The sequence below is a fragment of the Methanosarcina vacuolata Z-761 genome (assembly GCF_000969905.1).
Classification (GTDB): Archaea; Halobacteriota; Methanosarcinia; order Methanosarcinales; family Methanosarcinaceae; genus Methanosarcina; species Methanosarcina vacuolata.
In genome coordinates, this window is sequence record NZ_CP009519.1 from 22,077 (window position 1) to 47,518 (window position 25,442).

Here is a 25,442-nt window from a genome sequence, read left to right on the forward strand (position 1 = left end):
ATCTAAAGACTTCAATTCTTAAGTCGTATCACAAGGATTGTGACTAGTATCACAAGGATTGTGACTAATTACAAGGTCCAATGATTTTGAACTTTACATTCATCACTAGATTTTGGTACTGAGTCGTTTTACGCTTCTTTAGATAAAATTGTCAATTTTCCAAAAACTTCACAAAACCTTGATTTTGTAAACTTTCACCTACAAATACTCCTATGAAAAAAATTAAATTGTTTAAGGAATTTTTTAAATCCTCGCAAGTGTCAGTAAATGTGTACCAGGTGAAAGGTCCATCCAGAATACCGTGTCGTTTCCGTTCTTTTTGGTAGTCAAATCATTGCCATCTATTTTCACGGTATATGATCCAGTGACCCGCATAGCATAACCAGGGACAGGATCAGAATTATGGTTGATCAAAGTGTATGTGTCTTGACCAGTACACTTACATTCAACGTTACATGCAGCTCTCCAGTAGTCGATATACTGACTTACAGTTGGGTTCCAAATCCTACCAGCTGCATTTTGTTCAGATATATTTAGCAAAAGATTGTCATATTTCTCGTTGATGCTGTAAGGATTGCCTTTAGTAAAATAATAGTCTTCAAAGGTAGCATCATTTTGCGCAGTGTAATCATGCCAGAAACAGACCCCATAACTGTTAACCATAGTTTGAAGTGTTTCTTTGTTGAAATAATCCAAAGCAGTTTTATCTGGTGCCCAGGTTGAAGTCCATTCGTACATTGGCGTGCCATTGTCCCAGGTAAAATTTGTATTCGTCCAAACAACATCATAGGGAAGCCCAAGAGACTGAATACGACTCGTAGAAAGACCGTTTCTTACCGGAACGTCTTGATACGCCCAGGCATACTGAAAACCATATTCGCGCATTAAATCCCCTATATAATACTGCGGTGAGTTTTTGTCCAGGCCCAAACTCTTTAAACCAGTGTTTCTATTTCCTCCATTTAACCCATGGTCAATCCAATTTTGTGAAGAGTAACTGCTGGAGTACAAGGGTAAATAGTATCCAGTAGTCTCACGAGTTGGGTTACCTTCGCCAGCCGAACCAATTACATTGTGAGGTATTATTTCAAAACCTTCTTCCTGCATATCATCAAGTATTGATTTAAACGAGGCGTTATCAAAACCAACTCCACCGCCAGAAGAAGCTGCAAATGCTGCCCATGTGCAGATTAGCCCATGCCCGATATACCCTTTTGTACCATAAGTAGAATTATTTACGTCGTTGGTTCCGTACATCATTGTTTTCAGGGAATCCGGATCCTGGGCATCAGCATGAATTGCAAAACTTAGAGAACCAAAGTATCCACTCGGACAGGGCATTGGAGTCAATTGTGGAGAAAAAAGAGGCAGCTCAACTGAATTGCTCCGGGTAGTTCCAGACGTGCGATTTTGATAATAGTTATAGATAGCTGCACCTGATGAGTCCAAGATACAATCACTTTGAATCTCACCATTATCGGTGTAGGCCTGAACAGTGTCTTCTGAGATTGTGTTCAATCCATCACCATAAAATTGAAAAGCATTACCAGTGACTGGAACTGCATCTTTACGAACCAGTGAGTCTGCAGTATAAGTCACAGAATTTGAAAGATGAAGAGAATTATTTGTAAGACTGATATCTTCCAGCCTGTTTCGGTTATTCCCAGAAAATGACAGTGAAGCAGAAGAACCAGGTGCATAATAATTCTTCCATTTTACACCTGAGATTAAAAAGTCCGAAAGGACGTAATTGGTCTCTTCGCTTCCGTTATCCTGATAATATGGCGTTGATACCGACCCAAGAGAAGACATATTCGAGTCAACCACGCTCACTCCGGATCCTGACTGGCTCATAGCATGTGAACCCATATATCGAGGCAACCCACCGTCACCGTATGCCTTTTTCTTCAGGTCGACGATGTCCGAAGGAAGCTCTGGCACATATCTCCATCTGTCGTTTTGATAATTCTGCTGTACTTCAGATGATGTCAAAGCGCGATCATAGAGTCTGAAAGCCAACATATTGCAATTGAGATAATTCAGACCATTCTCTGCATAAGCAATCGACGTGTTGTAATTATTTCCGGACATTGAGGCCGCCCATATTGGACTATTATCAGTGGACGAATCAACACCATTGACATAAACGTGTGCGATATTTCCGTCGTATGTTGCCACAATATCATAAACTTGACCAGCTACAAAAGGAATATCGGATCTAAAGTGATGCAAAACCCCGTCCGAGTCGTACAATCCAAATACTATTTTTTTTAAAGAAGGATCACTCCTGCACGACAGATACCACCCTGTACCTTCTTCGTCGGAATATTTCGAAACGATTGCCCCGTAACTGGAAAACTCGTTGATTGAGCCTATGAATTCTATAGAGATTTCGGATGTGATGTTTGTGTTCGCGTTGTTGAGAATATTTGCCTGGCTATTCGAACCTGAAAAAGAAACATAATTAGCGCCTGTGGATAACAGCATCCCTTGAGTGGCATTTATAAGATACCCATTATTGTGATTCCCAGATTCATCCAGTAGAATATTATCAGTGATATTCCCATTATACGAGGCCACTAATCCGTTTGTTACGGGTGATGCTACTCCAGGAAATGCCAACATGGAGAGCAGCAACAACCCTAATAAAACTTTAGATATATTTATCATAGTTTTTCATTCCTTTTGTTCAAGGTATCGATATCAGTAGCATGTTTTTAGAAATTATCACATTATTCATATTAAATTTATGTCTTGATAATATAACGTATAACATGTATATAAACCCATAAACTGTTTAAATAATTATAGACTGTTTTGCTGTTATGCGGGTATGCATGCAAGTGAGCAATAATATATGTATAAATGTATACAAATATCCAAGTATCCAAGTATTCAAGTAAGATAATATACATCAGAAAAAAGAAAGCAAAATTTACCGTAACCTTGCTTCAACCTCTGAGCAGGAGACACCTTTCTCAAAATGAAGCGTCAGGCTAAGAATTCAGGATAGGTGACTGACATTAATTTCAAGCATCATTTGTGATTTGGTCGAGATGTACATTCAAGCATCATTTGTGATTTGGTCGAGATGTACAGGTCTCATCTGTAAACCATTTTTACTTAACATGAGTATAGCACTCTACAATACCTAGACAGACATATAACTATATAAACAAATTAATATATAACAAATATTGTTAGACAAATCTTCAAGTATGAAAGTATACATAAATACAAAAATACTTACATATAAAAATACTTACATACAAAAATACTCATATACAAAAATACTTACATACAAAAATAATTATATACAAAAATAATTACATACAAAAATACTTACATACAAAAATACTTACATACAAAAGTACTCACATACAAAAATACTCATATACAAAAATACTTACATACAAAAATAATTATATACAAAAATACTTACATACAAAAATAATTACATACAAAAATAATTACATACAAAAGTACTCACATACAAAAATACTCATATACAAAAATACTCATATACAAAAATACTCATATACAAAAATACTCATATACAAAAAGACTCATATACAAAAATACTCATATACAAAAAAACAAATTAGAAAGCCTTCTAGAGATCAAAATGCAACAAGTCAAGAAAAAGTATTCAATGATATTAGATTATAGGTATGAGTATATACAAAAATACAAGCATAACTGCATATAAGTATAGTTATATACTGACAGATATAGGAACAAATATTCTTAATTACAGGTATACAAATAAACATAAAAACAATTATCCAATTATGTATGTTGTGAACTACCCCTCTCTAAACTCTTCGCAAAGCTCAGAGTTTTATGGAAGGGACTTCACGCCTTATTGTTAAAAATTAATGAGGTATATGCATGGCCAGAACAGTAACTATTAACAATGTTAAAGGGGGGGTCGCCAAAACAACTACTGCAACAAACCTAGCTGCAGGGCTAGCTCGAAAAGGCAAACGGGTCTTATTAATAGACTCTGATCCTCAAGCAAACGCATCTTCAAATCTATATCCTGGATTAAGAGCAGAAAAAACAATAAAGGACTTGTTCCAGGGAACCCCGATAAACGAAGTTATTTCGCCATCCGTAGAAACCGGATTGGATATTATTCCTTCTTGCCTGGCATTCTCAACAATTGAACTGGAACTGGCTGCTCATCTTGCCAGGGAAACAGTTCTAAAAAGAGCACTGAAACCAATCGAAGAAAATTACGATATTATATTAATTGATACTCAGCCATCGGTCGGAGTGATCCCTATTAATGCATTGTGTGCAGCTGATGAGGTCATTATTCCTGTGCATGAGGCATACGCTCTGGATGCCATGAGCCAAATGGTCAATGTTATACTACAAGTCAAGCAGACACTGAATCCAGGTCTTGTGATAGGAGGAATCCTGCTGACAATGTATGATCCAAGGACTACCCTGGCAAAAGAGGTCCGGGAAAGGTTGCTGAAAAATTTTGGTGCAATTCTGTTCGAGACAACTATCCCGAGAAATATTCGGCTAGCCGAATGTCCAACTCACAAAAAGTCAATCTTTGAGTATGCACCTGAATCAGCAGGGGCAGTAGCATACCAAACATTAACAGAAGAAGTTATGAAACGATGGGGGATGACAAAATGAGGACAGCTATAGGTAATACGACGATCGATGAAAACGACAATATAGGAGCTCTGCTGGGGCAGCAGCAAACTCATGTTAACGAAAACACAGAAAGCTGGAAAGAAACACATGCAGGTAAAACCGAAAACGAGATAATGAGAAGTCAAGAAAAAATTACTGACAACGAGAAACTAAAACACAACCGATCTGCTAAATTTACTGATTTGGAAGTAGAGCAGTTAGAAAAGATAATGCTTGCAATCGGAACCGATAAAGTGTCCAAGGCCCTAAGATGGTGCCTGAGTAAAGCATGGGAAACACACAGGGATGAAATTGAAAAGATGGCTGAGGAAAAAAAGAAGATTGGTACGCTGTAAAGTATAACGACTCCTATCTTTTAACATATTTGTAAATTCATGTCAATCTGTCGAAACTATACATACACTAATTTCCGACGTAACCCAAAATTAATTTGTTCATAGAATTATGTAGAATCACTAAGAGTCTGCGCAAGACAGTGATTCTTCTGCACCCCTTTTAACATTCAGAGTTTCCAGAGCAATAGCTTGATTCTCGCTGATAAATTTAGAAGAGAGTTTATGCTGAAAATCATGTATCTGATTGCTTGTTTTTTAATGAAGTTTTGAAAGTAGCAGTCTTGACTTCTCTCGATTTTTGTATCCTTTAATCTTTTTTGTACTTCTTATAGCTTCGACAGGTGCATGGACATTTTTCACTGCTGTTAAGCAGCCTCAGGAAATTCGGTTTACTGCGGGAACTCTACTCTTGACCGATGAAAACGAAAACCCTAATGCTCAATGGACATGGTAACAGGAAAATCTGTAGTAGTGATTGAAACATGTAAAGTGGAAAACAATAACATAAGGCGTGGTAGTAGTAAATAAAACATAATAACAAGTGAAACACGTAAAGTGGAAAACGATAGCATGAAAGCATGATAGTAGTAAGTGAAACATGTAAAGTGAAAAACGACAACAGGAAAGCATGATAATACTGAAAGTGAAACATGTAAAGTGGAAACGGTAGTAGGAAAAAAACGCTAGAATAGTGAAAGTGAAACATGTAAAGTGAAAAACGACAACAGGAAAGCATGATAATACTGAAAGTGAAACATGTAAAGTGGAAACGGTAGTAGGAAAAAAACGCTAGAATAGTGAAAGTGAAACATGTAAAGTGAAAAACGACAACAGGAAAGCATGATAATACTGAAAGTGAAACATGTAAAGTGGAAACGGTAGTAGGAAAAAACGCTAGAATAGTGAAAGTGAAACATGTAAAGTGAAAAACGACAACAGGAAAGCGTGATAATACTGAAAGTGAAACATGTAAAGTGGAAACGGTAGTAGGAAAAAAACGCTAGAATAGTGAAAGTGAAACATGTAAAGTGAAAAACGACAACAGAAAAGCGTGATAATACTGAAAGTGAAACATGTAAAGTGGAAACGGTAGTAGGAAAAAAACGCTAGAATAGTAATGAATGAAACGTGTAAAGTGGAAAACGATAGCATGAAAGCATGATAATAGTGAAAGTGAAACATAGAAAGTGCTGTAATAGTGAGTAAAATCTATAAAGTAAAAAACAATAAAAAAAAGTTTGATAGAATGCGGTTTGACTTTACGTAGTCAAACCATTAGTTTGACAGTATAAAAACCATGTTGTAGAGTTATGAAATTAATACAATAAATAATTATGTATAACATTTACTTAAAACTTTTATAAAAACTAGTTTTGAAATCTATCAAAAATTTCAGAAATATAATTTATGCTCAAATATGATATTTAAATAAGCAATTTTGAGTTTTGAAACCAGCTCTACCACAAAAGAAAACAAGTGTTCAACTTTATATTCTTTATTTGTAGGTTGCGTCTTTAACATATATCATTTAAATTAGAATATTGTGTTCTACACTGATTTCCACTTTACACGTTTCACTTTCACTAATAAAATTGTTATATATTAAATGTATTATTTATATAGTACCTCTAAAGTGTACATGTCTAATATTCACTCTAATGAATTATAATCTAAAAACATTGTTTTATTCTTTTCTTTATTTATATTTTTTATATATAGTATATGTCCGTAACTTAGGGATATCATTTTTTTAATTGTAAATTATACCTTTTGCTGATTTCCACTTTACGTGCTTCACTAACGTATTACTCTTTTACATTTGTCATTTAAAAATTATAATATTATTCCCTTTATTGTTTTCCACTTTACATGTTTCACTTTTACTGATAATATTATTTATATATTAAATATATGGTTTATATAGTACGCGTAAAATAGAACGGTATTGTGTCTACTTTGATGCACCCTAACCTAAAGCATTATTTTACTTTGATATCTTTTACATTATTATAAATATCATTATGTTGCATGCTGAACAAGATGTACTATTTTTAATCAGAAAATTGTATTACATTGATTTCCACTTTACACCTTTCACTTTCACTGATAAAAATCGTTAAATATTGAATATGTCATTTATATAGTACAAATAAAGTGGACGTGGATAATATTAACTCTGATACACCACAACCTAAAACATTATTCAATTTTAATAATATTAAAATTTTTAAAAACCCGCATATATTAGATACTGGTTATGTTCCAGATGTGCTGGTTGGTAGAGACGATGAAATACGAGCCGTGGCTGATATATTTTATCCAATATTTATACATGGGACCCCTGGACATGCTTTTATCTATGGACCCCCTGGAGCTGGTAAAACTGTAGTTTTGGAGCACGTGTTTAGACAATTATATCTCGAAGCTGAAAGTAGCGGCAATTTTCCAGATGGACTTAATTTAAAACACATTACTGTCTCGTGCAAAAAACACGATACAACTGTAAGAATTCTGATGTATTTAATTGCGGAACTGGGGTATACAGGTAAGGTATCTAAGCGCGGGGTCACTTCTGGATATTATTATGACATATTTTATAAGGCTTTAAAAGAAAAAAGTTATTCATTAACAATTATTTTTGATGAAATAGATCGTCTTAGGGATGATAATATCCTGTATAATTTTAGTCGTTCAGGTGAACTTAAAGACTTAAACGAGGGACAGTTTATACACATTATAGGGGTTTCCAATTCAGGTTTATTCATTAATTCGCTTGATCCAAGAGTAGACTCTTCTATGCAAAGGGAAACTATTATATTTCCTCCATATAACGAAGATCAACTTATACAAATTCTAAATATGCGCGTACCATTAGCGTTTTACCCTAATGTTGTAAGTGAGGATACAGTCAACAGATGTGCCAAAGAAGCTGCAGAGGATGAAGGTGATGCAAGACGTGCTATCTATCTTCTTCAGACAGCGGGACATATTGCAATAAAGACATCATGTTATACTGTTCAGCCAGCGCATGTGGTACTGGCAGCACAAAAAATAAAAGAAGATATCAGTTTACAGTTTGTATTAAATATGTCCTATCAGGAAAAATTTGTGTTGCTTGCAATGTTAAATACCGATATATATCTTAAAAAAGGAAAATATTTCACTACAGGAGACGTTTATCGAATTTATTATGACATGTGTAAATTTGTTGGCGAAGAAGAATTCTCTTTAGCTGCAATATCACAAAAGGTATCTAAATTTAAAATGATGGGAATTGTCAATGCTAATACGACAAGCAAGGGGAGAGGTGGACTTACATCTCAAATAGTATTTATTGGCGATCCGACAACACTAAAAAATGCTATCTTTAAAGATGGTAAATTTATACGATTTGTAACATATGTGCCAGATGTAAAAAAGATATGCTCTACTCAAATATGGTAATTTTCATCACTATAAGAGCACGTTTCCACTTTACAGGTTTCACTCACTAACGTGGTTGAATTTTGAAATTCTGAGTAAGATTTCAGAGTTTGGCCTTACTGGCTATTTATAAATTCTTAAAGACATGTGCCTTGAAAAAGGATCTGCTCTATGTAAATATGGTAATTTCCATCACTAAAAGAGCATGTTTCCACTTTACGGGTTTCACTCACTAATGTATATGCTCTACGTAAATATGGTAATTTCCATCACTATAAAAGCATGTTTCCACTTTACGGGTTTCACTCACTAACGTGATTGCATTTTGAAGTTCTGAATAAGATTTCAGAGTTTGGCCTTACTGGCTATTTATAAATTCTTAAAGATATATGCCTTGAAAAAGGATATGCTCTACTTAAATATGGTAATTTTCATCACTATTAGAGCACGTTTCCACTTTACAGGTTTCACTCACTAACGTGGTTGAATTTTGAAATTCTGAGTAAGATTTCAGAGTTTGGCCTTACTGGCTATTTATAAATTCTTAAAGACATGTGCCTTGAAAAAGGATCTGCTCTACGTAAATATGGTAATTTCCATCACTATAAAAGCATGTTTCCACTTTACGGGTTTCACTCACTAATGTATCTGTTCTATGTAAATATGGTAATTTCCATCGCTATAAAAGCATGTTTCCACTTTACAGGTTTCACTCACTAATGTATCTGCTCTATGTAAATGTGGTAATTTCCATTGCTATAAAAGCATGTTTCCACTTTACAGGTTTCACTCACTAATGTATCTGCTCTATGTAAATGTGGTAATTTCCATCGCTATAAAAGCATGTTTCCACTTTACAGGTTTCACTCACTAATGTAATTGCATCTTGGAATTCTGAGTAAGATTTCAGAGTTTGGCCTTACTGACCAGTTCAAAATTCTTAAAGATATATACCCTGGTTAAGGAAGGGCAGTTTTCAATTTTTTAACAAATCAATTGATATATTTTTATTTGGAGGAAAGCAGGAAACTTTTTGAAGGATTCGTCATTGTATATTTTTGTATACCATCTAACTAAACTTTTTTATAAATTCAAGTTCTATATACATTTATTTCTTTGTGTTAATTAATTTTGAACTGGTAAGAAGTAATTATTATAGGTGGCCTTAAGATCTTCTTTATCCTGTTTAAGTTTCTTTTTACTAGGTCCTACCTTATCGATCTCTTTAGCCAAAATTTGATATACTTTTTGGGATAGTCATTTGTTCTATAGCATGCACAAAAAAGGGCTCTTAGTCATTTCCTATGAATAAGATGATTTTCAATTCAAGACCGCATTGGTTTTTATGAGTACATTATGAGAATATCCACATAAAACAACGAAGAGCCAAAATAAAAAAATAAAAATCGCTATGTGTTGGAGCTATGTCTCCTGATATACCTGAATACTAATAATTTTTGATACGAATATATTTGTATTCTTGTATCGTTGCATAAATATATACTTGAATTTTTGTATACATATATATTTTTACCCATATAAGGACAAACAAACTGAGAAATTAAATAAAAGTATAAAATTGATCCTAGAGAATTATAAAGTGTTTGAAAATTATATAATTACTGTTTTCTAACTAAATTATGTTATGAAACCAAGCAAAAGTAAAGCAAAAATAAAAAGTTAAATTGTAAAAATGGTTTTTGATTCTTTCTTTGGCTTTTCTAAATCAGATTATAAGATCTAATATTATCTTTATTCCCTGAAGACTATCTAAATAATGTTAGTTTAATGAGATAATTATTTATAATCAGTATATCTTGTTTATATCAAAGAAAAATTACAAGAAGTCAAGAAGTTTCTAATGGGGGAAAAGTATGAGAATTCGAGTAGTCAGTTCCAGAGAAGAAATTTTCAATCTCAATCCTAATGAGCGTATTGTTCATCTAGCCTTCAGACCTTCAAACAAGGACATTTTTGAACTGGTTGAGACCTGTCCGAAGATTGAGGTAATTCAGTTACCTAAGTCTTACATGGCTACGGTCTCAAAATCCATGGAAATATTCCTTGAGATGCAGAGAATCCAGCTTATTGAAGGAGACGTCTGGGGCCACAGGAAAGACATTAATGAATACTATACCATTCCTTCTTCAGTGACTGAAAAAATAAAGGAAATGAAATCCGAAGGTAGGTCCGCTGAAGATATTGAAGCAAGGGTTTCAAGAGAGAACCGGCTTAATCCCAAGACGGTTGCTTATATCATGAGTAAGGAAGTACCTGCCTGAATTCAGGCAAGATAATAAAGAAAACATAAACATAGCCCTGTTTAGGAAATAGGACACATATGTGAACTGCCACTAAGCTAAAGACTTAGTGGTTTCCTAATCCATAAATGACCATCAGCGCTCGTGTATTGAATGTTATTATAACATTCCCCAGGCAGTAAGCTGTATTTTAATATCCCTAAGTTCGTCAGTTGAAAAAGCAAGACCTTGGTAGTGCTTCATGCTGGTTAGGTTGTCATGCCCCTGGCGCAGACAAACTGTAGATTCCAACATGCCTGCGGCAATACACCAGCTCTCCAGGGTCTTTCTTGTTGTTTTTGCTGAGAGTCCATAGGGGTTGATGTCTGCATCCTCTGTCCACTTCCTGAGATCTCTATTCCAGTTGCTTTCGGCAGGTGGTTTACGGGCTTCAAAAAAGTCATCTAATAGAAGTTCAAACATGCTTGGTAGAGGGTGGATAGTCCTTTCTTGCTGGGTTCTTTTATGTTTCTTCTGGGCTTCGTCTGGTAGGTGAATAATATTCTTCTTTTTTAGATACCATTCTTTATGATCCCAGAGCCTCTGAACTTCAATATACCTCATACCAGTGATCATGAGAACGTCAAAAAGAGTTCGGTGTCGCTTCTGTGGGATTACATTTTTAATGCGCTGGTATTCCGTGGGTACTAAGATCCGGATTTCTCCATTCAAATAATGATGAATTGCCTCAGGATCCCGTTTGAGTTGCAAAACAGGATATTTGTTCACTTCTGTCGTTTTCACATGACTATTTTTCTTTGTTGGCATCCACTCACCAGGTTTATAGTAGTATTAGCTTTTAGTAAAACCTTGCGGTTAGGCTCTATATGCAGGCAAAATGGAGACGAAATTAAGTAAAACTCAGGAAAAACGTCAGGTTTTACGACAAAACCTGATGTTTTTGAACTAGCTTTCTTTAAACAAGGCAGGACAAAGAGGCCATTTATGTGAGTGAAATTCGTGTCTTTGTTCTTATCGAATACGGTTATTTTGAGATATTGATCCCTAAAAAACGACATACACACCTTTTTTGACCTTTTTTGAGTTGTCTGCCATTATTGGAGTGAGATCTGCTGAAGTCAGAAGGTTACAAGATCATCTTGAATGTTATTCTGAATTTCATTTTTGTTAGTTTGTCTCATTAAACACTTCCCAAATGGTAGAATAATTTCTTTCGTATCCCAAAGCCCAAAAACCTACACCACCTAAATTTTTGGATTTTGCGTACTGGTACTTTAATCTGAGTGACTCCTTGTCATCGTACCACACTTGATGCCATGTATTACCAGACCTGTAATAATACCAGGGAGTATTGGAATTTGAGTCCCAAATTTTGCCATGAACCTGAGAATTATTCACAGCAGTTCCTATGAATATGGCTTGTTCTCTGGTAATATTTGCTCCTGGTTGATTGGAGTCTGTCAAATAATCATAACCATAAAACGGCAAGCCTAATATTATTTGGTTTTTCTTAAAATATTTTGATGTTTCACTTACCGAGTCAATCGCATCATATCGTGTTGGACTATTGTATGGTGAATTAGGAGCTGTGGTTCTTCGGTTGCAATAGTCGTAACTCATAAGAAAAACGGAATCTACGTATTTTTTTAGATTTGCATTTTTGAAGGTTGCAGCATATTTTATGCCCCAGGGAGTATCAAGAGAAATATGATATGAAGGATTTTCAGCTTTTAACGTTGCATGAAGATTTGCCATTAAATTTTCGAATAAAGGAACATTTGAAGTTTTGGTAATGATATTTATATCATTAGGCGTTTCCAGGTCTAAGTTTACTCCATCTGCTCCGTACATCTGTAATGACTTTGAAATATTATTTATGAAATCTGTTTGGTGATTTGCAATTACACTGTCTATTACATATGGATCATTTGATTTTATGCACAGTGTTATTTTTACCTCATGTTGGTGTGCCTGATCCCTGATTATATAATAGTTACTCATATTTTCGGGGTTCGTGAGCGTGCCATCACTGTTTAAAGTCCATTTATAATATGAAACGTGAGTTAAGGTATTCCAATCTGGCTGATAGGATCCAAGATAAGGCCAATCTGGCCAAAAACCGTATACTATAGTATTGTTAGGAGTTTTTGGTATTGTTGTAAAGGCGAGAAAAGCCAATAAAAAGAAAACAAATATTTTTTTTCTCATCAAAAATCGCCACTCATGAGGCTATTAATTCCTTTAATCCAATATATGGATTTTCGTATAAAAAATGAAGTCAAAAGTGGCAAATTATGCTTAAAATATATATTGTGATATAAAGTTTGGATATATAAAACAACAAAATTCTCTTAGTAGAGTGAGGAATGGGCCAAGAAGCTACTCAGTCTTTAGCTGCGTGGTAGTTCGCTGAATTCTTCTTAAGCTACTCATACCTCTTAATGTCCTGATTTCTTTTGCCCGGTCACCTACTACAAGTGAATTAGGTTTTACATTTGTGGCTACGATAGATCCTGCAGCTATAACGGATCCTGCGCCAATTGTCACTCCGCCTAAAATTATAACATTTGCTCCAATCCAGCATCCATCTTCAATAATTATTTTTTTAGTTATGTGTTTTCCGACTCTTTCTTTTTCAGATCCTAGTTGGTGAGTGTCAGTAATAAATAGTGTATTTGGCCCTATACCAACATGATTACCAATAACAGTATGATGTCTTACTTCAACGTTATTACTCATTGATACATTGTCTCCAATTTCAACCGGGCCGATTAACTTACAAAAATTTGAAATACGAACGTTTTTCCCGAAAACATACTTTCGAGTTAGCAATTCAATGAAGTAGACATCTTTCCCGATATATGGAACTGAAGCACATTTTATAAAAGGAAATAATATAAGCCCTCTAATTTTCCATAATGGTCTTAATGATGTATCTATAAATATTAATTTTGTCATTAATAAGATAATAGGAGTTACGACTCCATCAATTGCTATTGCTATATATTTACCTGTTTTTAGTAAATAAGAACCGCTAATTATTTTTGGCAGATAAACAGCTATATTCTTTTGCTCAATCATGATTTTTTTCAGCTCATTTAAGCTTTATTAGTTAGAATGCGTTTCAGAGTACGCATATTGAAAACTATTCTTACGAAGATCTCTCATTAGCATATTATAAATCATAATTTACTATATTACGAAAAAATATCTACATTTATAATCAAATTCGACTTTACATAGCTATTCTTATCAAACTAGATAAATTCAATAGAATTTTATTTCCTTATGAATAATAGTTTCTAAATATTTTGAGTCTCATTCATACAGTATGCTGATTTTTTCTGTAAACTCACAAATATCCAGAAATTATTGGGTAAAAAATTTCATGTCTTAATGTCTTAAGCTCAAAACAATATCCAATGTACAAATTGGCTTTGTGGAAATTCTGTGTTTCTGGTGCAAAAAATCTAGACTTATTGCATAGATTTATTGCGAAATGAGTGTAAACTTTCACAATTAGGTAAACTGATTCTTTTCGTCACTGGGAAAATTAAATAGAGAGTCTCAATTGCGCAAACTACTCCTAAGTTAAAGACTCAGGGTTTTTACGCTTCTTCATATAAATCTATGAAATCCGGACAAAGAAGATGTGATGATTTCTAAGTCCCGAAAAACCGGGCAGGCGGCCCGAAGCTTATCCCATCCTTTTGGGTTGGGTGGCTGTCTGCAATATAATATAAAAATACTTAAAAACTTCTTTGACCTTGTTTATTTTGTCCTAACTTTTTGTAATTAGTAATCATAAGAATAATTTATTCTATTATGTTTATTTATCGGCTAGTTTTCTAATTATATACTAAAAAATTAGTAAAATTTGAATGATTCACTCCGTAATAAACGTCTATACCCAAAATGGCTCAAGTAGTTCTACTCTAGGGTTATTTTAGAGACGAATATTTTAGTGTATAGAAAAATTCGAAAAATGCCAATTTTTGGTTGGTTGTTTATAATGAATATAAGCAATTTGTTAAAGTTAGAGGTTTATCGAAATTCATTTCAAAAACAATATACTAGGAGGGGTTTAACAGGCTAACAAGTATAATTTCGTCGAGCATACTTTCTTCCAGTGCTCTCTCAATTCTAACTGCACCAGGACTTCCTAAATTCAGGCTCGTAGCTGTAATTGGATTGATTTTCTTTCTTTCGCTTAAGGAGATTCTGTCAGCATCAAAGTTTCAGGGAAAAGCTCTGGAAAGTTCTTTAAATATGGGGATTGGGCCACTGTTGGTATCTTTCATTGCAATTCTTGTCTATAAAATTGCAGTGATTTGATTTTGTAACTGGTGGTTTATTCGGGGTTTTTGATATTTTTCATCTTAATCCTCATATTTTTTTTGCACCACGTTTATAGGTAGAAGCGTAAAACCCCGAAGTCTTTAGCTTAGGGGTAGTTCACTGATTCTCTTAACTGATCTCTCCTTCTTTTTCTCTTCTTTCCTTAAAGGAGTATAAATCCAAAAAACATCAAAGCAGCCCGAGGCCAGGACCAAGATGAGGAATAACTCCAAACAAAAATATATTTACAAAGCCGTGGATAAGTGTTATCAACGGCAGGCTTCGGGTTTTGTAGAACATATAACCTATGATGGCTCCTACAAATAATGTGTATAATACTTCATAAAAAGTTCCATAGGCGGAGTGCATGAAGCCGAAAAGAATGCTTGAAAGTATTATTCCTCTCCATGCTCCATAGATCTTATTGAGTCTTGTCTGAATAATCGACCTGAATATTACTTCTTCTATAAGCCCTACAAAGAAGACCATAACCACTGCTAGCTTTAAGAGGTTCAGTGGGGAGAGATCTGGAATAAGGTATCCTGCCTGGATGACCATGTATTCCCCTATCCCTAATCCGAAGCCTATCAGTACCGAAAGTGGGAGATAAAACCATATCTTACTGAGAGTAAGTCCCATATCTTCACGTGTCAACTTCTGATAGGCGACATTAATCGTTACCGGGATTGCCAGGGGAGCATAGATAAAAATAAAAGAGTAAAGGGTTGTGTCAAAAAAGATAGGCATCGAGAGGCTGACTAGGCGAAGGAGTGGAAGAAGCATCAGGGCCTGGTAGGTCTTATAAATGTCTTCGTTTTTTGTGAGTGTTGTGGAAAGAGAGAGGCCTATCAGGATGGCCATGTGTATCCAGAGAGCTTCGTTTATCTTCCCAAAATATATCAGGACTTCTGCAAAAGTCATGGCAAGAATAGGGATTCCCACATAAACTTTCTTATTCCTGATTTTCAGGTTTTCAAGCTCATTAGTTTCCTGATATTCTGCTTCCAGACAGCTTATATTTTCCTTGTTCTTAGCAGGAAGTTCCAAGTTTTTGATTTTCAAACCCCCTGTTTTTTAGTTACATTGATCCATAGAGGCAGGTTTCTATAAGGCATGTTTTTTTCACGAAACCTACCATTTTCTTTATGTTGTAGCCTGCTATTCTTATGATCTGTATTTGAACTCAAAGCCAAATCGGTTCAATGAAAATAGCGTCATCATTATAAAAAAACAAATAAATGAGACGAATACAAAAGATGATATTAAATAATGAAGAAGGCCCGTTTCCTGGAAACCTATGTTCATCATTGAGAATATGCTAATGGGTTTATTGTATACTGGATAGAAATAAGTACAACTGGCGCCACAGGCATCGTCCAGCAATAGATGAGAAAAGAAAGCAGCTTCGCCAAAAAGGCCTAGGTATATTGCCTTACTAATTTCTCTATATGCAATATATCCTACAAGTGTTCCGAACAGGATTGCAAAAAAACTGAATAGAAGTGAATGTGTTGGAAATGTGCCAATCCAGCAATGCCCCATAGTGCCATTTACAAGTAAATTATAAACGGCTGTGATGTCTGGAAATAGCGAACATAAGCTACCTACAAATAGTAACAACATTAAAGGCATTAAACTCCCAAAAGAGGATCCCTCACGAAAAATTGATCTAACAGTCGCATACACAGCTACTGCACTGATACAGAATATAAAAAACAGTATATGTACAATTGGATAAGGCATAGTAAGCCCCTCTTTTGAAATAGATTTTATATCGGGCAGGCAACTGATTTTTTAATATTTTACTACTTTGATTTTTGTCATCTGTGTAATATCTGATATTTAATTAAAAGTAATACCATCTATAAAACAGCTAGAGAAAATGTATTTAGAAACTATTGTCATAATTGTATACACTCAATTGGCATGAAAGTACGGAACAAAACTGGCTTACAATACGCTTTTTAATTTTCTGCTCCTTATCAAATTTAAACCTTCTATGGCAATTTGATGATTAGTTTAGCAATGGTTTGAAAAAACATAGTTAGGACAACCTTACTATCCAAGGTAATGACACAGTCGATAGTCAAAAGGGATGAGGTGAAAAGTACTTTCGTTTCTTTGTGCCTGCAATTCGAAGAATATCATGTGCGTTTAATACTTAATTAAATTCTTATATTTTTCAATAAGTATGTGAGATTTACTTTTATCCATAACAACTTATAGGGACAGTATGCCAATTTTTCTGAAAAACTACAAATTTTCAAAAGTGGTTGGGGAGAAAATTCCATGCCGGAAGATCAATTTTTTCCATAGTATGCAAAAACTTGACTTTAAATTTACAGCAACTTTGATTTGCACTAACATTTATAATTATTTAATCTAGTTTTTCATGTCTATAATTATTCCTATTTTGTGTTTACTAACCATTTATATCGTTTTATTCTCTAGTTAGTGTATTAATTAGTGAACATATTATTAAAAATATTAAATTGTTATAACGTCTGGTTAATAACAGAGTTGTGTGGGATCTTTTGGTCTCCTGTTTGAAAGGATGAAAATTGGAAATGCATCTGACATAGTTGTTACTTTCGAAAATTTGGACTATGAAACCTGAATCTAAATTATTTGATTTTTCACTTTGAGATAGCTAGCCTGGAAAATAGTTTTCTATCTCATCTTTGAAGATCAATATCAGTTTCATAAGCTGGAATTTTGAGCCGTCATCATATGAGAATAGGGGACCTTGCACTTGACTCTTATTGCCGCGCTGTCTGCGTACAGTATAGGTCACGTGATTTATGAAGTCTTTCTGGGTTGCAAAGAATACGTGAATAATGATATTTATAAGAATAATTTTACTGAAATCGATTGTGGGGATGATCAGGGATTTATTAAAAGCTAATACTTTTACTCAATTTTTAAAGTAAAACATCTCTATAAAAATTTATAAGTTTGGGGGGGACTTAGAATGAAAAATGCACTGGTCATAGATCTTGAGCACTGGTACTCTAATGAATTTTTGATAGATTATCTTCCACCTGAAAAGGTTGATCAGGATCTTGAAGCCGTAAAGCCTATTCTAGATTTGTTAGATAAATACAATTTACGTGTGACATTTTGTGTACTTGGTACTTTTGCTGAAAGACATCCTGAACTAGTAAAATACATCCATGAGAAGGGGCACGAGATTCAATCACATGCCTATTCACATAAGACCCTTCATGAGTTAGGCAAAGATGCTTTTGAGGATGAAATTATAAAATCGGTTAATCTTCTGGAGTCAATTACCGGAGAAAAGCCAATTGGTTTTCGTGCACCCAGTTTTTCAATAGACAATTCTACTAAATGGGCTTTTGAAGTTCTGGGGAAATATGGATTCAAATATGATTCAAGTATCTTTCCTATAAAAACAATGTTGTATGGTGAGCCCAAAGCTCCTGTAAACATTTATAGGCCTTCTAAAGATAATGTGACAAAAAATGATCCAAACGGCAACATTATAGAATTTCCGATGACAGTTCTTAATTTTGGTATAAATTTCCCTCTGGCTGGTGGCTTTTATCTTCGTGTTTTACCACTCTGGTTTTTAATATTTGGTATTAAATATATTAATAAAAAGAGGCCAGCTATCGTTTATATTCACCCCTGGGAAACTTATCCGAAAACTCCCCGTCTAAAATTACCTTTATTTTCAAGATTTGTCGCTTATTATGGAATAAATTCTAGCTTATTAAAACTTGAAGGATTGTTAAAAGAATTTCACTTTACCAATATTAAAGAAATTTTAGACAACTCTTGCTCTCAGGCATATTTAAAACCTTAACTCCACTATAAATAAGGAATAACCTCTTCAGATGAGCCGGTCTAACTTGTGTTTTTACTTTTTTGGCATGCATTTATATTAGCTTCATCAGTTCTAGAAAAGATTAAGCTTATTGTGATTTTGAAAACGAAGAGAAGCTTGTTGCCTTGGTATATACTTATACCTAAAGTATCACAGTAGGTGAATTTGTAACTCATAGTGTAACAAAACAAAGACCAAAATATATTAGATGCATTTTTGTCCGAGTTGCACGTGTAATATCCAGAAATTTTGGATATCTGGTGTGGAAGTCATATTCTGTTTATTCGCCTACATTTTAGATTATTATCATAAGAAAACTCGTCTATAATTATTCCTACTTTATGTTTACTACACCTTTATATCTTTTGGTTTTCTAGTTAGTGTATTAATTTATTGATATATTATTAAAAATATTAGCCTGTTGTAAAGTTTGGTTGATAACGGAGTTGTGTGGGGTATTTTAATTCCTTTTAAAGGGAGTGAAAATTGTAAATGTATCTAGTGTATGGGTTGTCATTTTTAAAAATTTCGACAACTATGTTTAAATTTGGAGTTGTTTGATTTTTCGCTTTAAGATAGCTGGTCTTTGAGATAGCTGGTAATTTTATATCTTAAGGCCGGGAACAATTCCATAAGCTGGGGATTTAGAGCCATTATCATCTTAGATAAGAGGGATTCTGAGTTTGATTCTTATGATTATACCTGCGTACAATGAGGATCTGTGATTCCGGGTTAAAATGGAGTCTCATAAATATAGTTTCGAAAGATGAACTTGGATACAAATTCAGTGAAAGGTTTTAGAAGTGGGAATCTATGGAAGAACCTGAGGAAATTAATGTACGGGAACTTATGGAGTATCATGGTTACAGTGGTTCATCTGGTGTAATTAAATTTTATTTTCTTTATGCAGTTAACTGGATATTGCAGACGATGGCTAAAGTTTGTCCGCATTTTGGGATATCTGTAAAACTCCAGCGGATGAGGGGTGTAAAAATTGGAAAACACGTATTTTTAGGGTCTGGAGTTCATCTCGATGATCTATATCCTGAGTTAATTACAATAGAAGATTACGTTGGTATAGGGATGGGGACAATGGTCTTTGCACATTCAAACCCCACCTGTTCCCAATATCTTAAAACAAATTACTATCCAAGGGAAGTAAAACCTGTAACTGTAAAAAGAGGTGCTTGGATTGCTCCTGGGAGTATAATTCTTGCAGGAATTACAATAGGGGAAAATAGTGTTGTTGGAGCTGGGAGTGTTGTTATGAAAAATGTAGAACCCAATACGGTTGTAATTGGCTGCCCTGCTAGAGTTCTAAAAAAACTTGAGTGATCAACGGCGATAGTTTTCGTTACAGCAAATTAAATTCACAAAAGTCAAGGATACTTTATACTGAATTTAAAAGATCAAGTTGTAGGGGCATCTTTAGGGGGATTTTCCTTGAGAATATTACGTGTTGCAGCTGATCTATATCCCTCTGTGATGGGGGGAATAGGGCTTCATGCTCATGAAATGTCAAAAGAACAGATAAATATGGGGCACAATTTAACTGTCTATACTTGTATTGATTCTAATCCTGTAATCTCATCTACTTATAACTATGATGTCCATGGATTTAAGCCATTTATGCAAATATTTGGAAATTCTATTGCACCCAGCATGATTCTGGATTTGTTCAAAAACATGCATAATTACGATATAATACATGCTCATTCTCATTTATGTTTTTCAACAAATCTTTGCGCGATACTTCGAAAAATGGGTTCGTCTCCCTTGGTGATTACAACCCATGGAGGATTAAATTCTCAAAGGGCTCCGAAGTTAGTTCAGAATGTATACAATGCAACCGTAGCAAAAATGACTTTTGATGCTGCTGACAAAATTATTTGTTATACAGACATTGAAAAAAGTGAAATGATAGACTTTGGCGTTAAACCGGAAAAAATAGCTGTAATCCATAATGGTATTGATACTGATCGATTTATTCCTCTTAAAGAACCAGACTTCAAGAAGAAAAACCTGTTATGGATTGGGAGATACGTTCCTGGAAAAGGTGTTGAATACTTAATTGAGGCATTTAGTCTCTTAAAGCAGAAATACCCTGAAGTATCTCTTACAATGGTTGGAAGGGGTCCTAAAAAAGAAAAAATTATGCAACGAATCAATGAATTGAATCTGCAAAATAGTATTACAATAAAAGATTTTGTTCCGAATTCGGAGATTGTTCAGTTATATCATAGCTCAAATGTTTTACTATTACCAAGCCTCAGAGAAGGCGTTCCAAGAGTTATTTTGGAAGCCATGTCATGTGGCATTCCTGTTGTATGTACTGGATTACCACACCTAGTTGATATCGTTGATGGCAGTGGGTTTCTTGTGCCTTTAAAAGATCCAGATACGCTGGCAGAAAAAACGTCTCAAATATTGTCTGACCCTACTTTAGCAAAAAAATTTGGTGAAAATGGGAGAAAAAAGGTTGTAGAAAATTATTCGTGGAAAGATACTGTGCAAAAAACAATGAAATTATATGCAGAGTTGATTTAAGTGCCAAAGATGGTTGTTACTGAAGGAGCAGGCTTTATCGGATTGCATATTGCAGCATATCTTGTAAAAAAATAGCCATAAGGCATACTGGAAAAAATAATATATTTATTTGGGGGGTTGAGTTAAGTGTCAAAGATAGTTGTCACTGGGGGAGCAGGTTTTATTGGGTCACATATCGCAGAGAGTTTCGCAAAAGATGGGCATGAGATTATCATTGTGGATAATCTTGATCCTTATTATTCAGTTGATCTAAAACTAAGAAACATAGATCTTGTCCTTAGGAGTGGAGATGCCAGTTTCATTCAGGCTGATGTAAGAAACCTTGGAAGAATGAGAGAAATAATTGATAACACGGTAGATTATGTGTACCATGAAGCAGCTCAGGCAGGAGTCCGAATTTCAGTCGATGACCCATTTAAATCAAATGAAGTGAACGTGTTGGGCACTCTGAATGTGCTTCGAGCTTCACTGGAAGCAGATGTTAAAAAGGTAATCAATGCTTCTTCGTCTTCGATTTATGGGAAAGTTAAATATCTTCCTTTTGATGAGCAGCATCCAGCTGAGCCTGTTTCTCCTTATGGCGTCAGCAAACTTGCAGCAGAACACTATTGCAGGGTTTTTAATGAAGTATATGGCCTGCCTACAACTTCATTGCGTTATTTTACTGTATATGGGCCCAGGATGAGGCCTGACCTTGCGATTTCAATATTTACCCGAAAAATGCTTTCAAATGAACCTATTACTGTTTTTGGTGACGGAGAACAGACCAGGGATTTTACTTATATTGAAGATGTAGTGGAAGCAAATAAAAGGCTTCTTGATAACAAAGCCACTGATGGGAAAGTTCTGAATATCGGAAGTGGAAATCGGATCAGCGTTAATGACCTGATCGAAAATTTAAGGGATATTACCTTTTCAAATTCGTGTGTACTAAATGCCGGAAAGCAAAAAGGCGATGCAGAAATTACACTTGCTGATGTTGATTTTGGGAATAAACTGATTGGATATACACCATTGTTTGATATCAAGAAAGGTCTGAATAAATTTGTAGACTGGGTCCGAGCTGAACAGGATTTATGGGGCCGTAGAGAAGAAGTGGTTATGTTGCCATCTGCATAAAACTCAGGGGGAAGTGGGACTTATGGGCTCAGTAAATAAGTTAAGATTACTTCATGAGGCTCGAAGAAATCAGTGGCTTAAGCCTTCAGAACTTGAGGAATTGCAGACTAAAAAACTCAGGTCAATAGTGAAGCATGCCTATGAAAATACTGAGTTTTATCATAAAAAATTCAAAGAGGCAGGGATTTATCCTGATGATATCAGGACACTAAATGATCTATCAAAGATTCCTTTTACAACAAAAGAAGAACTTAAACAACAAAAACTTGAAGCAAGGCTATCAAAAGGTACCAATTTAAGAAAATGCGTGGTTAATCAGACAAGTGGTTCGACTGGAATCCCTTTAGTAGTTGTATTTGATGAAGCGGCAGATGATTTTAGTAAAGCTATTAATCTACGTTCTCATATCGAAAATGGATTAAAATTAAGGAGCAGATGGGTTGTTTTTGCAAATCCCTACCGTCATCATAAACCCCTTTGGTTTCAAAAATTAAAATTTTATCATCCTATTACAATGTCTCCATTTGAACATATGGACGTGTTAGTCGATAAATTAACAAAATTTAAACCAGAGGTACTTGATGGTTACACTTCTTCAATTGGACAGTTAGCAGAAGCTGTTAAAACAGATGATATCAGAGGTATTAATCCTAAAGTTGTGTTTGGAACATCTGAGCTTTTAGACCCAGAAACTAGAAAACTTGTAAATTCTGTTTTTGATGTTGAGATGATTGACCACTTTGGTTGCGTAGAATTAAACAGGACCGCATGGGAATGCAGTGAACATGCTGGCTATCATATAGATACAGATGCTGTAGTTATGGAATTTATTGAGAATGGAGAAAATGTTTCCCCTGGAGAAAAAGGAGAAATCACATACACTGGATTGTATAACTATTGCATGCCTTTAATCAGATATAATATAGGAGATATTGGAATTCCAAGTGATGAATTGTGTCCTTGTGGAAGAGGTTTACCTCTTATGAAATTAATAGAAGGTAGGACAGATTCTTTTATGCATATGCCAGATGGCAGGACTCTTTCTCCAAGGACATGGCCAATAATACTTAAAAAATTTTTAGAAATTGAACAATTTAAGGTAATTCAGGAAAAAAAGGATCTTATTAGAGTATTGGTTGTTAAAAGCACTGGCTTCTCACAAAATACAATCTCTCAAATAAAATACGATATTAAGGAAATTATAGGCCCAGAAGTCAATGTTAATGTAGAGATTGTTGATGAAATTCTGAAGGAGAATTCAGGTAAAGTTAGGTGTGCAGTTTCAAATGTAAAAGTCAATTGATGATCATTATGAGTGATAATATTTTGGTTTGTACAACTGAATATTATCCACATAGTTGCAATTGCAAATGTAACATTCAATATAAAATGAACTCTAAAAAAAAGAATATATAATGCTATTAGTGAGTTGATAATACGAAAACAAAAAATCTGCTCATAATAAGCAATGATTTTCCAGATATTAAGGATGAATATATAAGCAATATATTTGTCAAAGAGCAGCTCAAATACTTAAAAAATTACTTTGAGAATATCTATGTTATCTGTCCTGTGGCTTATGGTATGGATTATCTCAGAAAGGTTCAGCATAAAGACTATATTTTTGATAATGTGCATGTTTATTTTTTAAATTATCTTAATATTCCATTGTTTTATTTCTATTCACGTGATCTCTGGGCTTCAATAGAGTATTCTGCAATAATTAAGTTTATAAAAAAAAGGAATCTCAGGTTTGACTATATTCATGCACATTATACCTGGCCTTCAGGGGTAGTTGCTGCAAAATTGAAAAAAGATATCAATGTACCGCTAATAATTACTGAACACACTTCAGAAACTTTTATGAAGGCTATTAGAAACAAAGATTCTCAATTTGTCAAAGCATGGGAAATCAGTGATTCGATTATTCGTGTAAGGCGTGGGGATATAAGTTTATTTCATGATGTTGGAATTTCATTGGATAAAATTCGTAATGTTACAAATGGCTATGATTCCAATAAATTTTATCCCATGGACATGTCAATCTGCCGAACAAAACTTGGGTTGCCGCCTGATACAAAAATAATTTTAAATGTAGCCAACCTATATAGTACAGTAAAAGGGCATGAATATTTAATAACAGCAATGTCTGAAGTTGTGAATCAAAGAAAAAACTCTCTTTGTATTATTATAGGAGAAGGCAAGTTACATGATCATTTGGTAAAACTTGTAGATGAGCTAGGTATGAAAGATTATATAAAACTTGTTGGCAGTAAAAATCACGATGAGATTCCCCAATGGATTAACTCATGTGATCTGTTTGTGTTGCCTAGTTTGAATGAAGGAAATCCAACTGTTATGTTTGAATGTTTGGGTTGTGGTAAACCCTTTATTGGTACAAAAGTGGGGGGAGTCCCCGAGATTATTGTAACTGAAGACTATGGGCTACTATGTGAACCTGCAAGATCAAAAGAACTTGCTGAGAATATATTATTGGGGTTAAATCATAATTGGGATTCTGATCTTATCAAAGAATATTCTAGCCAATTTTCGTGGAGTTCTATTGCAGAAAATATTTATAAAGTATACTCTCAAATTAATAGCAATAATAACTGCTGTCACTAATTACTGATAATAAGTTGTTATTATGTGACTTTAGAGTATGAAGATCAGACTCTTACATTCTTTGCAGTAAAAGTTTCTGGATTACTGTATATTGCTTTAGGTGCACTGTTATAATATATTATAAAAGATATTTTAAAAGATATTTTAAAACATTAGATAAATGCCAGAAAATACGCTAAAACAAATTTGGATTGGGATCTAATTTCAGATATATACCTTGAATTATTCACAAAATAATTATTAAAGTAGGGTTTGAGATATATATGAATC

At 34.4% G+C, this 25,442-nt stretch carries 17 protein-coding genes and 1 pseudogene; 11 read left to right on the forward strand and 7 right to left on the reverse strand.

Annotated features, from left to right (window positions below; genetic code table 11):
• Positions 1-243 precede the first annotated feature (243 nt).
• The gene (locus MSVAZ_RS00075) at positions 244-2,625 is read right to left on the reverse strand and encodes a LamG domain-containing protein (RefSeq protein ID WP_198146729.1); all 2,382 of its coding nucleotides are present in this window, start codon (positions 2,623-2,625) and stop codon (positions 244-246) included.
• A gap of 1,266 nt (positions 2,626-3,891) precedes the next feature.
• Here MSVAZ_RS00075 and MSVAZ_RS00080 point away from each other — a divergent pair.
• Together MSVAZ_RS00080 and MSVAZ_RS00085 are read left to right on the forward strand one after the other, a co-directional pair.
• Complete coding sequence (locus tag MSVAZ_RS00080) at positions 3,892-4,656, forward strand: ParA family protein (protein ID WP_048116487.1); 765 nt, start codon at positions 3,892-3,894, stop codon at positions 4,654-4,656.
• Complete coding sequence (locus MSVAZ_RS00085) at positions 4,653-5,012, forward strand: hypothetical protein (protein WP_048116489.1); 360 nt, start codon at positions 4,653-4,655, stop codon at positions 5,010-5,012. The genes MSVAZ_RS00080 and MSVAZ_RS00085 overlap by 4 nt, the downstream gene beginning before the upstream one ends.
• A 113-nt stretch (positions 5,013-5,125) precedes the next feature.
• On the opposite strand, the pseudogene MSVAZ_RS21715 reads toward MSVAZ_RS00085, so the two are convergent.
• Positions 5,126-5,333: pseudogene (locus tag MSVAZ_RS21715) on the reverse strand (transposase); the annotation flags it as partial.
• A gap of 1,839 nt (positions 5,334-7,172) precedes the next feature.
• On the opposite strand from MSVAZ_RS21715, the gene MSVAZ_RS00090 reads away from it, so the two are divergent.
• Together MSVAZ_RS00090 and MSVAZ_RS00095 are read left to right on the forward strand one after the other, a co-directional pair.
• Positions 7,173-8,456, forward strand: a complete 1,284-nt coding sequence (locus MSVAZ_RS00090) for a Cdc6/Cdc18 family protein (RefSeq protein WP_197078748.1) — start codon at positions 7,173-7,175, stop codon at positions 8,454-8,456.
• A gap of 1,853 nt (positions 8,457-10,309) precedes the next feature.
• Complete coding sequence (locus MSVAZ_RS00095) at positions 10,310-10,717, forward strand: DUF1699 family protein (RefSeq protein WP_048116495.1); 408 nt, start codon at positions 10,310-10,312, stop codon at positions 10,715-10,717.
• Between the two features lie 138 nt (positions 10,718-10,855).
• Here MSVAZ_RS00095 and MSVAZ_RS00100 read toward each other — a convergent pair whose 3' ends face one another.
• The 5 genes from MSVAZ_RS00100 to MSVAZ_RS00130 form a co-directional block, all read right to left on the reverse strand.
• Positions 10,856-11,503 (reverse strand): site-specific integrase, encoded by a 648-nt coding sequence (locus tag MSVAZ_RS00100; RefSeq protein WP_048116498.1) that lies wholly within the window; start codon positions 11,501-11,503, stop codon positions 10,856-10,858.
• A 360-nt stretch (positions 11,504-11,863) separates the two neighbouring features.
• On the reverse strand, positions 11,864-12,904 hold the full coding sequence (locus tag MSVAZ_RS00110) for a glycoside hydrolase family 18 protein (RefSeq protein WP_048116504.1): 1,041 nt from the start codon (positions 12,902-12,904) through the stop codon (positions 11,864-11,866).
• 171 nt (positions 12,905-13,075) lie between these two features.
• Positions 13,076-13,777 carry an acyltransferase gene (locus MSVAZ_RS00115; RefSeq protein ID WP_052725288.1) on the reverse strand — a complete coding sequence of 234 codons (702 nt, stop codon included), beginning with the start codon at positions 13,775-13,777 and terminating at the stop codon, positions 13,076-13,078.
• A 1,446-nt stretch (positions 13,778-15,223) separates the two neighbouring features.
• Complete coding sequence (locus MSVAZ_RS00125; RefSeq protein ID WP_157205978.1) at positions 15,224-16,096, reverse strand: CPBP family intramembrane glutamic endopeptidase; 873 nt, start codon at positions 16,094-16,096, stop codon at positions 15,224-15,226.
• Between the two features lie 102 nt (positions 16,097-16,198).
• The gene (locus tag MSVAZ_RS00130) at positions 16,199-16,777 is read right to left on the reverse strand and encodes a metal-dependent hydrolase (RefSeq protein ID WP_048116510.1); all 579 of its coding nucleotides are present in this window, start codon (positions 16,775-16,777) and stop codon (positions 16,199-16,201) included.
• Between the two features lie 1,009 nt (positions 16,778-17,786).
• Here MSVAZ_RS00130 and MSVAZ_RS19875 point away from each other — a divergent pair.
• The 7 genes from MSVAZ_RS19875 (at position 17,787) to MSVAZ_RS00160 (ending at position 25,172) form a co-directional block, all read left to right on the forward strand.
• Positions 17,787-17,939, forward strand: a complete 153-nt coding sequence (locus MSVAZ_RS19875; RefSeq protein ID WP_157205979.1) for a hypothetical protein — start codon at positions 17,787-17,789, stop codon at positions 17,937-17,939.
• A 66-nt stretch (positions 17,940-18,005) separates the two neighbouring features.
• Positions 18,006-18,860 carry a polysaccharide deacetylase family protein gene (locus MSVAZ_RS00135; RefSeq protein WP_048116512.1) on the forward strand — a complete coding sequence of 285 codons (855 nt, stop codon included), beginning with the start codon at positions 18,006-18,008 and terminating at the stop codon, positions 18,858-18,860.
• Positions 18,861-19,694: 834 nt separating this feature from the next.
• Positions 19,695-20,216: an acyltransferase gene (locus MSVAZ_RS00140; protein ID WP_048116515.1), complete on the forward strand. Its 522-nt coding sequence runs from the start codon at positions 19,695-19,697 to the stop codon at positions 20,214-20,216.
• A gap of 108 nt (positions 20,217-20,324) precedes the next feature.
• On the forward strand, positions 20,325-21,428 hold the full coding sequence (locus MSVAZ_RS00145; protein WP_052725289.1) for a glycosyltransferase family 4 protein: 1,104 nt from the start codon (positions 20,325-20,327) through the stop codon (positions 21,426-21,428).
• A 126-nt stretch (positions 21,429-21,554) separates the two neighbouring features.
• A complete protein-coding gene (locus MSVAZ_RS00150; protein WP_048116518.1) occupies positions 21,555-22,547 on the forward strand; it encodes an NAD-dependent epimerase/dehydratase family protein in 993 nt (330 codons plus the stop codon).
• A 22-nt stretch (positions 22,548-22,569) separates the two neighbouring features.
• A complete protein-coding gene (locus MSVAZ_RS00155; RefSeq protein ID WP_048116521.1) occupies positions 22,570-23,850 on the forward strand; it encodes a phenylacetate--CoA ligase family protein in 1,281 nt (426 codons plus the stop codon).
• A 269-nt stretch (positions 23,851-24,119) separates the two neighbouring features.
• Positions 24,120-25,172 carry a glycosyltransferase gene (locus tag MSVAZ_RS00160; protein ID WP_332310009.1) on the forward strand — a complete coding sequence of 351 codons (1,053 nt, stop codon included), beginning with the start codon at positions 24,120-24,122 and terminating at the stop codon, positions 25,170-25,172.
• Positions 25,173-25,442 lie beyond the last annotated feature (270 nt).